The sequence below is a fragment of the Pseudomonas sp. LBUM1652 genome, from assembly GCF_059716105.1.
This window is the reverse complement of sequence record NZ_CP166804.1, coordinates 6,033,963-6,046,578: the sequence shown is the minus strand read 5'-3', so window position 1 is coordinate 6,046,578 and position 12,616 is coordinate 6,033,963. Positions and strand designations below refer to the sequence as shown.

Annotated in this window: 11 protein-coding genes; 6 read left to right on the top strand and 5 right to left on the bottom strand. The window is 60.8% G+C overall.

From position 1 onward, the window contains the following. The first annotated feature begins 102 nt into the window (after positions 1–102). The 4 genes from ACA069_RS27365 to gcvH all read left to right on the top strand — a co-directional run bounded on the left by ACA069_RS27365 (position 103) and on the right by gcvH (position 4,545). Positions 103–1,107, top strand: a complete 1,005-nt coding sequence (locus tag ACA069_RS27365; protein ID WP_489880600.1) for an extracellular solute-binding protein — start codon at positions 103–105, stop codon at positions 1,105–1,107. Positions 1,108–1,258: 151 nt separating this feature from the next. Continuing rightward, complete coding sequence (locus ACA069_RS27360; protein WP_489880601.1) at positions 1,259–2,875, top strand: ABC transporter permease; 1,617 nt, start codon at positions 1,259–1,261, stop codon at positions 2,873–2,875. A gap of 155 nt (positions 2,876–3,030) precedes the next feature. Beyond that, positions 3,031–4,113, top strand: coding sequence for a glycine cleavage system aminomethyltransferase GcvT (gcvT, locus tag ACA069_RS27355; RefSeq protein ID WP_497615568.1), 1,083 nt, complete (start codon positions 3,031–3,033; stop codon positions 4,111–4,113). A 48-nt stretch (positions 4,114–4,161) separates the two neighbouring features. Continuing rightward, positions 4,162–4,545, top strand: coding sequence for a glycine cleavage system protein GcvH (gene gcvH, locus ACA069_RS27350; protein ID WP_401264480.1), 384 nt, complete (start codon positions 4,162–4,164; stop codon positions 4,543–4,545). A gap of 150 nt (positions 4,546–4,695) precedes the next feature. Here gcvH and ACA069_RS27345 read toward each other — a convergent pair whose 3' ends face one another. Further along, positions 4,696–5,838 (bottom strand): DegT/DnrJ/EryC1/StrS family aminotransferase, encoded by a 1,143-nt coding sequence (locus tag ACA069_RS27345; RefSeq protein ID WP_489880602.1) that lies wholly within the window; start codon positions 5,836–5,838, stop codon positions 4,696–4,698. A gap of 158 nt (positions 5,839–5,996) precedes the next feature. Between ACA069_RS27345 and gcvP the strand changes: the two genes are divergently transcribed. After that, positions 5,997–8,870 (top strand): aminomethyl-transferring glycine dehydrogenase, encoded by a 2,874-nt coding sequence (gcvP, locus tag ACA069_RS27340; RefSeq protein ID WP_497615567.1) that lies wholly within the window; start codon positions 5,997–5,999, stop codon positions 8,868–8,870. A 66-nt stretch (positions 8,871–8,936) separates the two neighbouring features. On the opposite strand, the gene ACA069_RS27335 is transcribed toward gcvP, so the two are convergent. The 4 genes from ACA069_RS27335 to ACA069_RS27320 all read right to left on the bottom strand — a co-directional run bounded on the left by ACA069_RS27335 (position 8,937) and on the right by ACA069_RS27320 (position 11,983). Beyond that, positions 8,937–9,257 (bottom strand): DUF2388 domain-containing protein, encoded by a 321-nt coding sequence (locus ACA069_RS27335; RefSeq protein WP_169843014.1) that lies wholly within the window; start codon positions 9,255–9,257, stop codon positions 8,937–8,939. A 65-nt stretch (positions 9,258–9,322) separates the two neighbouring features. Beyond that, on the bottom strand, positions 9,323–9,703 hold the full coding sequence (locus tag ACA069_RS27330) for an NfeD family protein (protein ID WP_497615566.1): 381 nt from the start codon (positions 9,701–9,703) through the stop codon (positions 9,323–9,325). Positions 9,704–9,768: 65 nt separating this feature from the next. Beyond that, positions 9,769–11,553, bottom strand: a complete 1,785-nt coding sequence (gene tfpB, locus ACA069_RS27325; RefSeq protein ID WP_497615565.1) for a type IV pilus assembly ATPase TfpB — start codon at positions 11,551–11,553, stop codon at positions 9,769–9,771. Positions 11,554–11,644: 91 nt separating this feature from the next. Continuing rightward, positions 11,645–11,983 carry an ACT-like domain-containing protein gene (locus ACA069_RS27320; protein ID WP_497615564.1) on the bottom strand — a complete coding sequence of 113 codons (339 nt, stop codon included), beginning with the start codon at positions 11,981–11,983 and terminating at the stop codon, positions 11,645–11,647. A gap of 126 nt (positions 11,984–12,109) precedes the next feature. Between ACA069_RS27320 and ACA069_RS27315 the strand changes: the two genes are divergently transcribed. Continuing rightward, positions 12,110–12,580, top strand: a complete 471-nt coding sequence (locus ACA069_RS27315) for an Lrp/AsnC family transcriptional regulator (RefSeq protein ID WP_007913818.1) — start codon at positions 12,110–12,112, stop codon at positions 12,578–12,580. Positions 12,581–12,616: the final 36 nt, after the last annotated feature.

The window sequence follows — 12,616 nt, the reverse complement described above, 5'->3', positions numbered from 1 at the left end:
TTTGTGCAACATCTGGTAACTCCTTGAGGAAGTGTTCGATTGAGAAGCTAAATGTGAGTCCTTATCATTTGACCCACATTTCCCGACCGAGAGACCACTCCCATGTTGGCACCCAAGCGTCTTCTGACCGCACTGGCCCTGACCCTGATTGGCAGCACCGCCGCCCAGGCCGCCGATGAGGTAGTGGTTTACTCCTCGCGTATCGATGAACTGATCAAACCGGTGTTCGATGCCTACACTGCCAAGACCGGGGTGAAGATCAAGTTCATCACCGACAAGGAAGCGCCGCTGATGCAGCGCATCAAGGCCGAAGGCGAAAACGCCACCGCTGACCTGCTGCTGACCGTCGACGCCGGCAACCTCTGGCAGGCCGAGCAAATGGGCATTCTTCAGCCGTTCACCTCGAAAACCATCGACACCAACATTCCCGCGCAATACCGCTCGTCCACTCACGCCTGGACCGGTCTGAGCCTGCGCGCGCGTACCATCGCTTACTCCACCGAGCGCGTGAAGCCGGGCGAGTTGACCACCTACGAAGCGCTGGCCGACAAGAACTGGGAAGGGCGCCTGTGCCTGCGCACGGCGAAAAAGGTCTACAACCAGTCGCTGACCGCGACCATGATCGAAGTCCACGGCGCCGAGAAGACGGAAAAAATCCTCAAGGGCTGGGTCAACAACCTGTCCACCGATGTGTTCTCCGACGACGTCGCGGTGCTGGAAGCGATCAACGCCGGGCAGTGCGATGTCGGCATCGTCAACACTTACTACTACGGCCGCCTGCACAAGCAGAAGCCGGAGCTGCCGGTGAAACTGTTCTGGCCGAACCAGGCGGATCGCGGCGTGCACGTCAATCTATCGGGTATTGGCCTGACCAAACATGCACCGCACCCTGAAGCGGCGAAGGCTTTGGTCGAGTGGATGACCACGCCCGAAGCGCAGAAAATCTTCGCTGACGTGAACCAGGAGTTCCCGGCCAACCCGAAGGTTGCGCCTTCGGAAGAAGTGGCGGCGTGGGGCAAGTTCATTGCCGACACCTTGCCGGTGGAAGTGGCGGGCAAGCGTCAGGCCGAGGCGATCCGGATGATGGATCGGGCGGGTTGGAACTGAGGCTTTGCGTATAATTTGATCGTTCCCACGCTCCGCGTGGGAATGCATCCCTCGACGCTCCGCGTCGATTCGCTGAAACCGTGACGAGCAGCGTCACAGGATGTGTGCCCACGCAGAGCGTGGGCACAATCATTTGAACGAGATAGTTTCCTTGGCCCACCCCGCCCAACGCCGCTGGTACCCCATCGTCTTCGCCATCGCCGCGTTGGTGCTGTTGCCCCTGAGCGTTCTGCTGCTCTCATGGCAAACCATCGATCAACAGATCTGGTCGCACCTGTGGGAAACCCAGATGCCGCGCCTGTTGGGCAACACTCTGACGCTGGTACTCGGCGTCGGCATCGGTGTGACGCTGCTCGGTGTCAGCCTCGCCTGGCTCACCAGCCTCTGCGAATTCCCCGGCCGACGCTGGCTCGACTGGGCGCTGATGCTGCCGTTCGCCATTCCTGCCTACGTGCTGGCGTTTGTCTTCGTCGGCCTGCTGGACTTCGCCGGCCCGGTGCAAACCCTGCTGCGCGAATGGTTCGGCACTGGCCTGCGCCTGCCACGCGTGCGCTCCACCGGCGGTGTGATCGTGGTGCTGGTGCTGGTTTTCTATCCCTACGTCTACCTGCTGGCGCGCACTGCGTTCCTTGCTCAAGGCAAAGGCCTGATGGAAGCCGCGCGGGTGCTTGGCCAGTCGCCGTGGCAAGCGTTCTGGCGTGTGGCGTTGCCGATGGCGCGTCCGGCCATTGGTGCGGGTGTGGCGCTGGCGCTGATGGAAACCCTCGCGGATTTCGGTGCGGTCTCGGTGTTCAACTTCGACACGTTCACCACCGCGATCTACAAAACCTGGTACGGCTTTTTCAGCCTGTCGAGCGCGGCGCAACTGGCCAGCCTGTTGCTGCTGGTGGTGATGCTGGTGCTCTACGGCGAACGTCGCGCACGCGGGGCCAATCGGGCTAGCAACGAGCGGCCGCGAGTCAAGGCGTTGTATCACCTGCGCGGGTTAAAGGCGTTCGCGGCAATGAGCTGGTGCGGATTGGTATTCGCCTGCGCCTTCGTCATTCCGCTGCTGCAACTGATCGTGTGGTTCTGGCAGCGCGGTCGCTTTGATCTGGACGAGCGCTACGCCGGGTTGATCCTGCATACCTTGTATCTGGGCGGGATGGCTGCGCTGATCACCGTCAGCGTCGCGTTATTGCTGGCCTTCGCCCGACGGCTGGCGCCGACCCGGGCGATCCGCTCAGGCGTCAGTGTGGCCAACCTTGGCTACGCCTTGCCGGGGTCGGTTCTGGCGGTGTCGATCATGCTCGCATTCAGTTATCTGGATCGCGAACTGGTGATCCCGCTTTCCGGCTGGCTCGGTGGTGCCGGCAAACCGCTGCTGCTCGGCAGTCTGGCGGCGTTGCTGATGGCGTATCTGGTGCGCTTTGTTGCCGTTGCATATGGCCCGCTGGAAAACAGTCTGGCGCGTATACGGCCGTCTTTGCCCGAAGCGGCACGTAGCCTGGGTGTCAGTGGGCCGCGACTGTTTTTCAAAGTGTATCTGCCGCTGTTGCTACCCGGCACCCTGAGTGCGGCGTTGCTGGTGTTCGTCGATGTGCTCAAGGAAATGCCTGCGACCCTGCTGATGCGCCCGTTTGGCTGGGACACGCTGGCGGTGCGCATCTTTGAAATGACCAGCGAAGGCGAGTGGGCGAGGGCTTCGCTGCCGGCATTGACGCTTGTCTTGGTCGGACTATTGCCGGTCATTGGCCTGATCCGCCGCTCGGCGCATCGAAACACTTAGTCGTCAGTCCTGAATCATGCGGCTACAATGCGCGGCATTCGGTGCGGTTCGTCTGACAGATCTGTTCGCTGGGATTGGCTGAAAGCCCTCTATTTCAAGGCTTTCACCCGTGCAGCGGCTGTCCGCACCCTCGCCACGCCCGGAAGGAGAAACCCATGGGACAGCGTACGCCTCTGTATGACCTGCATCTCGCCCTTGGCGCGAAGATGGTCGATTTTGGCGGTTGGGACATGCCACTGCATTACGGCTCGCAGGTCGAGGAGCACCACGAAGTGCGCCGCGATTGCGGGGTGTTCGATGTTTCCCATATGACCGTTATCGACGTCACCGGTGCCCAGGCCAAAGCCTGGCTCCAGCATTTGCTGGCCAATGACGTCGAACGCCTGCACCGCCCCGGCCGTGCCTTGTACAGCACCATGCTCAACGAGCGTGGCGGCATCGTCGACGACATGATCGTCTACCGCCTCGACGACGGTTATCGCCTGGTGGTCAACGCCTCCACCCGCGATCAGGATCTGGCGTGGATGCAGGCGCAGCTCGGCGGTTTCGACGTGCAATTGCACGAACGCTCGGAGCTGGCGATGCTGGCCATTCAGGGGCCGCAGGCCCGGCACAAGATTGCCGAGCTGGTGACCCAGTCCCGCGCCGCGCTGATCCAGCACCTCAAGCCTTTCGAAGCCCACGCCGACGGCGACTGGTTCATTGCCCGCACCGGCTACACCGGTGAAGATGGTCTGGAAATCGCCCTGCCGGCCGATCAGGCGCCGGCGTTCTTCAACGATCTGGTCGGTGCAGGCATTTCCCCGATTGGTCTCGGCGCTCGGGACACCCTGCGGGTGGAAGCCGGGATGAACCTCTACGGTCAGGACATTCATCAGGATGTTTCGCCGCTGGCTTCGAACATGGCCTGGAGCATTGCCTGGGAGCCAGTCTCGCGTCAGTTCATCGGCCGCGCCGCGCTAGAGGCGGAAAAAGCCGCCGGCATTGCGCACAAACTGGTCGGTCTGGTGCTGGAAGAGCGGGGTGTTTTGCGCGCTCATCAAGTGGTTCGCATCGCCGATGTTGGCGAAGGGGAGATCACCAGTGGTAGTTTCTCTCCTACGCTAAGCAAATCGATTGCTCTGGCGCGTGTTCCGATGGCAACCGCCGACCGCGCCGAAGTGGAAATCCGTGGCAAGTGGTATCCGGTACGAGTGGTCAAACCGACCTTCGTTCGCCATGGCAAAACTTTGATCTAACCTTTCCCGGCGGGCACGACCGCTGACAATTTCTCGAGGACACCGAAGATGAGCGATATCCCTGCCGAACTGCGTTTTGCCGAAAGTCACGAATGGGTACGTCTGGAAGCCGACGGCACCGTCACGGTGGGCATCAGCGATCACGCGCAGGAAGCGCTGGGTGATGTGGTGTTCGTCGAGCTGACCGAAGTGGGCAAAGTGTTTGCTGCTGAAGATCAGGCCGGTGTGGTCGAGTCGGTGAAAGCCGCTTCCGATATCTACTCGCCAATCGCCGGTGAAGTCATTGCAGTCAACGAAGAGCTGAGCGGCTCACCGGAACTGCTCAACTCCGACCCTTACGGCGCGTGGATCTTCAAGCTCAAGCCAAGCAACACCGCTGATCTGGAAAAACTGCTCGACGCCGCCGCCTACAAGGCTGCCATCGGCGAGTAAGCCTGTGGCGAGGGGATTTATCCCCGATGGGGGCGAAGCCGCCCCCAAGTGCTGCATCGGATTATCAGGCAGACCCAGTGCGGTGGATTACGACGGCTGCGCCGCCGATCGGGGATAAATCCCCTCGCCACAGTTGCGTGTGCCTGCCTGTCAGGCGTGGTGCAGTACGGCTTTTACGGCGGCCACCGAGCGCTCGACATCGTCTCTGCTCATGGCCGTGAACATCGGCAGCGACACAATCAGCCGTCCAACCCGTTCCGCCACCGGTAACATACCTTCCTTGAAACCGCGTTCGCGGTACAGGCTCAACAAATGAATCGGCGGGTAGTGATAGCCGATCCCGATTCCCCGCGCCTGCATCTGCTCCATGAACGTCGCCCGCGCCGGCAGGCCATCCTTGCGCTCCGGCAAGAGCAACTGAAACAGGTGCCAGTTGCTGTTCTCGAAATCCGCCGGCGGCAGTTGTGCGCCATAGGTGCTTTCGAAGTCCTCGCCGAAACATTTGAAATAGTGCCGGGCCAGTTCACGCCGATGGGCGGTCAACGCATCGATATGGGCAAATTGGCCAAGGCCGATGGTGGCTGCGATATCGGTCATGTTGAACTTGCCACCCAGCACATCAACGTCCAGACCGTCGAAGCCATTGCGGGTGACGCCCTGCAAGCGGTATTTCTCCGCCAGCCTTGCTTCCTCGGGCGTGTTCAGCACCAAGCAACCGCCCTCGGCGCAGGTCACGTTCTTGTTCGCCTGAAAGCTGAACGACACGAAGTCTCCAGTGGCGCCGATGCGCTGGCCATTCCAGCCCGAACCCAAGGCCTGCGCCGCGTCTTCGACAATGCGCAGATTGTGTTTGCGGGCGATGGCGTACAGGCGATCCATGTCCACCGGCAAACCGGCCAGATACACCGGAATAATCGCTTTGGTGCGCGGTGTGATGGCTGCTTCCAGTTGGTTCAGATCGATGTTGCGGGTCACCGGGTCGATATCGGCAAACACCGGTGTGGCTCCGACCTCAAGAATCACGTTGGCGGTGGCCACCCAGGAAATCGGCGTGGTGATCACCTCGTCGCCCGTGCCGATGCCGGCGATGCGCAAGGCGATTTCCATGGTGCAGGTGCCGGAGTTGAAGGTGCGAACCGGACGCCCGCCGAAATATTCCGACAACTGCGCCTCAAAGGCCTGAACCTTGGGGCCGCTGGTGATCCAGCCGGAGCGCAGCACCTCGCCCACGGCGGCAATCGTGGCTTCATCAATGACCGGTTTGGAAAATGGCAGAAAGGGCAATTGGCTCATCGTGCATTGATCGTCCGCTGGTTGGGTGCCTGGGGCCGGCGCGCCACAGCATGGCCCGAAACCGCCGCTCGCGCCAAGCCGTGCGCACCGATATCGGCTGCTATGCTGGTTTGACCGTGCTGCATTGACGCCGAGCGCCAGCCAAGAGAGAGCCCGTCATGTCCCAGTTGCCGTCCCTGAGCCAGTTACGTGATCCCGAAGCCTTCCTGCGCCGTCATCTCGGCCCCGATGCCGCCGAGCAACAGGCGATGCTCGACAGCCTCGGCCTCGGCAGCCGGGCCGAGCTGATCGAACAGACGGTGCCACCGGGCATCCGCCTCAATCGCGCACTGGATCTGCCGCCAGCGTTGGATGAGCAAGCCGCGCTGGCGAAACTGCGCGGGTATGCCGAGCAGAATCAGGTCTGGACCAGCCTGATCGGCATGGGCTATCACGGCACCCTCACGCCGACCGTCATCCTGCGCAACGTGCTGGAAAACCCCGGTTGGTACACCGCGTACACGCCCTACCAACCGGAAATCGCCCAAGGCCGGCTCGAAGCGCTGCTGAATTTCCAGCAACTGACCATCGACCTCACCGGCCTCGAACTGGCCAATGCCTCGCTGCTCGATGAAGCCACCGCCGCCGCCGAAGCCATGGCGCTGGCCAAGCGCGTTGCCAAGTCGAAGAGCAATCTGTTTTTCGTCGATGAGAACTGCCATCCCCAGACCATTTCCGTGGTGCAGACCCGCGCCGAAGGCTTCGGTTTCGAAGTGATCGTCGACGCTGTCGATAACTTGAGGCAGCACCAGGTGTTCGGTGCGCTGCTGCAATATCCTGACAGCCATGGTGAGATCCGGGATTTGCGGCCATTGATTGATCATTTGCATGCGCAGCAAGCGCTGGCCTGTGTTGCCACCGATCTACTGAGTTTGCTGTTGCTCACACCGCCAGGCGAACTGGGCGCCGATGTGGTGTTCGGTTCATCCCAACGCTTTGGCGTGCCGATGGGCTACGGCGGCCCGCACGCCGCGTTTTTCGCCAGTCGCGAGGAATACAAACGGGCAATCCCCGGGCGGATCATCGGTGTGTCGAAAGACGCTCGGGGCAATGTGGCGCTGCGCATGGCCCTGCAGACCCGCGAGCAACATATTCGCCGCGAAAAAGCCAATTCGAACATCTGCACGGCGCAGGTTTTGCTGGCCAATATCGCCAGTTTCTATGCGGTCTATCACGGGCCGGAAGGCTTGAAACGCATCGCCCAGCGCGTGCATCGGCTGACCTGCATTCTGGCTGCCGGTCTTGAGCGCCACGGCATCAAACGGGTCAACGCGCAGTTTTTCGACACGCTGACGCTGGAGGTTGGCGGCGCGCAAACCGCGATTATCGAAAGTGCCCAAGTCGCACAGATCAACCTGAGAATTCCGGGCCGTGGTCGAGTCGGCCTGAGCCTCGATGAAACGTGCGATGAGAACACCGTGGCGAAGCTGTTTGATGTGTTGCTCGGCGCTGATCATGGGCTGATCGTCGACGATCTTGACGCTGAAGTGCTGGTTTCAGCTATTCCGGAAAACCTCCAGCGCAATACGCCTTATCTGCGCCATCCGGTGTTCAACGCCCATCACAGCGAAACCGAGATGCTGCGGTATCTCAAGCAGTTGGAGAACAAGGATCTGGCGCTTAATCAGTCGATGATCCCGCTGGGCTCCTGCACCATGAAACTCAATGCCACCAGCGAGATGATCCCGATCACCTGGCCGCAGTTCGCCCATCTGCATCCGTTTGCGCCGCGAGAGCAGGCGGTCGGTTACACGTTGATGATCGAAGAACTGGAGCGTTGGCTGTGCGCGATCACCGGGTTCGATGCGATCTGCATGCAGCCAAACTCCGGCGCACAGGGTGAGTACGCCGGGTTGCTGGCGATCCGCAAATATCACGAGAGCCGCCAGCAGGGTACGCGGGACATCTGCCTGATTCCGTCCTCGGCCCACGGCACCAACCCGGCCTCGGCGCAGATGGCGGGGATGCGTGTGGTGATCGTCGAGTGCGATGAAGCGGGGAACGTCGATCTGGAGGATTTGAAGGCGAAGGCCGCCGAAGCCGGGGCCCGGTTGTCGTGCCTGATGGCGACCTATCCATCGACCCACGGCGTGTACGAGGAGGGCATCAGCGAAATCTGCGAGGTTATCCACCAGCACGGCGGTCAGGTTTACATGGACGGCGCCAACCTCAACGCACAAGTCGGGCTGGCGCGCCCGGCCGATATTGGCGCCGATGTCTCACACATGAACCTGCACAAGACGTTCTGCATTCCCCATGGCGGCGGCGGGCCGGGCATGGGGCCGATCGGCATTCGTGCGCATCTCGCGCCCTTCGTCGCCAATCACCCGGTGGTACCGATTGACGGGCCGCTGGCGCAGAACGGCGCGGTCAGCGCGGCGCCGTGGGGTAGCGCAAGTATTCTGCCGATCAGCTGGATGTATATCGCCATGATGGGCCCGCAACTCGCGGACGCCAGTGAAGTGGCGATTCTGGCGGCGAACTATCTGGCGCAGCATTTATCTGGAGCGTTCCCGGTGCTTTACACCGGGCGCAACGGGCGGGTGGCCCATGAATGCATCCTCGATCTGCGGCCGTTGAAGGCACAGACCGGCATCAGCGAAGAGGACGTCGCCAAGCGTTTGATGGATTACGGTTTCCATGCGCCAACCATGTCATTCCCGGTGCCGGGGACATTGATGGTCGAACCGACCGAGAGTGAATCGAAGGCTGAACTGGACCGGTTCATCGGCGCCATGTTGAGCATTCGTGCAGAAATCACCGAAGTTCAGAACGGCAACTGGCCGGCGGAAGACAACCCGCTCAAACGTGCGCCGCACACGTTGGCGGATGTCACCGGAGTCTGGGAGCGGCCCTACAGCATCGAGCAAGGCATCACGCCGGATGCGCACACCAAGGCTCACAAGTATTGGCCGGCGGTGAATCGGGTGGATAACGTTTATGGGGATCGCAATCTGTTTTGCGCTTGTGTCCCCGTGGACGATTACCGCTAAAGATCTTTTGATTTTGCTCCACAAAAAATGCCGCTCATATGAGCGGCATTTTTGTGGGCGAAAGGCTTACTCGGAAGCCACGGCATTCTTCGCCAGAATCGCATTCGCCAGTTCCATGTCCGTCGCTTGCAGGCCCGGGTTGTCGGCGCGGACTTTCTGCATCGCTGCTTCCAGATACGGCCCACGAATGCCGCCATCGCTGGCAACGAAGCTGCCGGCATCATCCTGCGCAGCGACGATCAGCTTGTGATCCTTGAAGGTCAGGTAAGTCGAGCCAGTGGTAGCGCCGGACGAAATGACGTTACGCCAAAAGCTGTCGGCCATCGCTGAACCAACGGGAAGGGACAGCAAGGCCAGAGTGGCGACAGCAAGTTTGAGACGCATGATTTAGGTGACTCCTGGGGGTTAACTACGGCGTTGGATCGTCATTTACCGATCCGGTTCCATGCACACTAATCGGCACGTTCCACCAGGAATATCGCGCCTTGTTGTCCCGTTACGCGAACGCGCTCGCCGACCGGTGTGTCAGGCCCACGGGCAATCCAGACGCCATCTGCAACTTTGATTTTGCCGCGGCCGTCGACGATCGCCTCGCTGACCACAAACACTTTGCCGATCAGCTCCTGGCCCCGCAGATTCAGATTCGGTTGATCGCTGCGGCGCACCGCAGTGCGTTGGCGTCGCCACCAATACAGCGCGGTCAGGATCGAAAACAGCGCAAACAGCACCAGCTGGATTTCCCACGGCAGCGTCGGCAGGACAAACGTCGTGACGCCGACTGCAGCGGCGGCCATGCCGATCCACAACAGGTAACCGCCAGCAGCACACGGCATCGATCTGTACCGTGGCGTGTATAACGGCGTGGCCCGGGGTTAAGAACCGCTTGATGGCAATTTGGCTATTTCTGCTCGCTTTGCGGCGTCACCCGCAACACCTCCTCAATCGTCGTCAGCCCGGCCGCAACTTTCTGTGCACCCGAAAGACGCAAGCTGCGCATACCCTCCTTGAACGCCTGGCGACGGATCGCCGTGAGGTCGGTGTCGGGGGTGATGAAGGCCTTGAGGCTGTCACTCAGTTGCATGATTTCGTAGACCCCGGCGCGGCCGCGATAACCGGTGTCGCGGCACTCCACGCAGCCGATCGCGCGTTGTGCATTGTTCGGCAACGGCGCCTGCCAAGGGCGGGTCAGGGTTTGCCAGTCTTCTTCGTCCAGGGTCAGCGATGCCTTGCAGTGCGGGCACAAGGTGCGCACCAGTCGTTGCGCCATCACCCCGAGAACGGTGGCTTTGATCAGATAGTGCGGCACGCCGAGTTCCAGCAAGCGGCTGATCGCGGAGGGGGCGTCGTTGGTGTGCAAGGTCGATAGCACCAGGTGACCGGTCAGCGCCGCCTGAATCGCCATTTCGGCGGTTTCGAGGTCGCGAATCTCGCCGATCATGATGATGTCCGGGTCCTGCCGCATCAGTGCGCGGACTCCGGCGGCGAAACTCAGGTCGATGTTGTGCTGGACCTGCATCTGGTTGAAGGCTGGTTCGACCATCTCGATCGGATCTTCGATGGTGCAGAGGTTGACCTCCGGCGTCGCCAGTTTTTTCAGCGTGGTGTAGAGCGTGGTGGTCTTGCCCGAACCGGTGGGGCCGGTAACCAGAATGATGCCGTTGGGCTGGCGGGTCATGTCTTGCCAGCGGCGCAGGTCGTCAGTTGAAAACCCGAGCTGATCGAAGTCCTTGAGCAGCACTTCGGGGTCGAAGATCCGCATGACCATTTTTTCGCCGAACGCGGTGGGCAGGGTCGACAGGCGCAGCTCGACTTCGCCACCGTCCGGGGTCTTGGTCTTGACCCGGCCGTCCTGGGGTTTGCGCTTCTCGGCGACGTTCATCCGGCCGAGGCTTTTCAGGCGGCTGACAATCGCCATGGTCACTTGCGGCGGGAATTGATAGACGTTGTGCAATACGCCGTCGATGCGAAAACGCACGGTGCCTTGCTCGCGGCGCGGCTCGATATGGATATCGCTGGCGCGCTGCTGAAAGGCGTACTGGAACAGCCAATCGACGATGTTGACGATGTGCGCATCGTTGGCGTCCGGCTCCTGATCACTGGCGCCGAGGTTGAGCAGTTGTTCGAAGTTGCCGAGATTGCCGCTCTGCTGATCGGCGTTGCTGGCGCCGCTGACCGATTTGGCCAAGCGGAAAAACTCGACACTGAAACGCTGTATGTCCGCCGGGTTGGCCACCACCCGCTTGACCGGCAGCTTCAGGACGTGAGTCAGGTCGGCTTCCCAGCCATTCACGTAGGGCTGGGCGCTGGCCACGGTCACCGAGTCGCGGTCGACGGCGACGGCGAGAATCTTGTGGCGTTGGGCAAAGGCATAGGACATCAGCGGCGTGATGGCGGCGACGTTGATCTTCAGCGGGTCGATGCGCAAATACGGCTGCCCGGCCTGTTGCGCCAGCCACAGGGTCAGGCTTTCCAGATCGAGGTGTTTGCCCGGTCGGCTGAGGTCGTCCAGTTGTTGGCCGGCGATGAACTCCAGCGGATGCTTCTGGCCATGTGCGGCGTGGCGACGACGGGCATTCAGCGCCTGTTCCGCCGAGTCCTGGCTGATAAAGCCTTGGGCGACCAGTTCACGCAATACATCGTTGAGTTCCAGCCAGCGGTCCTGAGTGGCGAGTTGAACGGACATGCGGGCTTCCTTTTGAGCGACATTGCGCAAAGGATAGTCGTGGCCCCGCAGACCGTTGGGCCACTACCCGACGAAGCCGTTGCCGGATTTTTCAGCCGGCCGCTTGCGCCGGCGCGTCCCACGCTGTGTCGGCGCTTTGCAGATTTACCGAGCAGACGCTGATCAGGTTACGAAGTTTTTCCGCAATCACTTGTGCGCGATGCCAGCTCAAACCGCTCATCACCAGGTCGATCGACAGCATGTCATCCAGCCGCTGCACGTTGACCTGCTCGGGCGTGAGGAATTGCAGCGCGAATAAATTCAGCACCCGCACCAGCACATCCGGCTCGGCCTCGGCGAGGATCTGATACTGCGCCAGGCAGTGGGCGTTGCTGACGTTCCAGACGTCGGCGCGGGTCGGACTGGTGTTGACGGCTTCGAGGTGGGGCATGGCAGGTCTCCAAAATCACAGGAGGAATTTTTACATTCGGTGCCGGGTATTTCTTATCTATGATGGGCGTTATTGGCGAATGATCGAATTGATCAATTCGTAAGATGGTTAATTAGAGGTTTTCCTATGCATAGCGAGCTGGACAGCTACGACCGCAAGATTCTCGCCCTGCTGCAAGAGGACGCTTCTCTTTCGAGTGCGCAGATCGCCGAGCAGGTGGGACTGTCGCAATCGCCGTGCTGGCGGCGGATTCAGAGGATGAAAGAAGAGGGGATCATTCGCGGGCAGGTGACGTTGCTGGATCGCAAGAAAATCGGCCTGAACACGCAGATTTTTGCCGAGATCAAACTCAATGCGCACGGGCGTTCGAACTTCACCGAATTCACCGAGGCGATTCGTGGGTTTCCGGAAGTGCTGGAGTGTTATGTGCTGATGGGCGCGGTGGATTTTCTGTTGCGCATCGTCGCGGCGGACATCGAGGCGTATGAGCGGTTCTTCTTCGAGAAGCTGTCGCTGGTGCCGGGGATACAGGAAGTGAATTCGATTGTGGCGTTGTCGGAGATCAAGTCCACCACCAGTTTGCCGGTACTGCGCTGAAAGCCTTTGTGGTGAGGGGATTTACTGTGGTGAGGG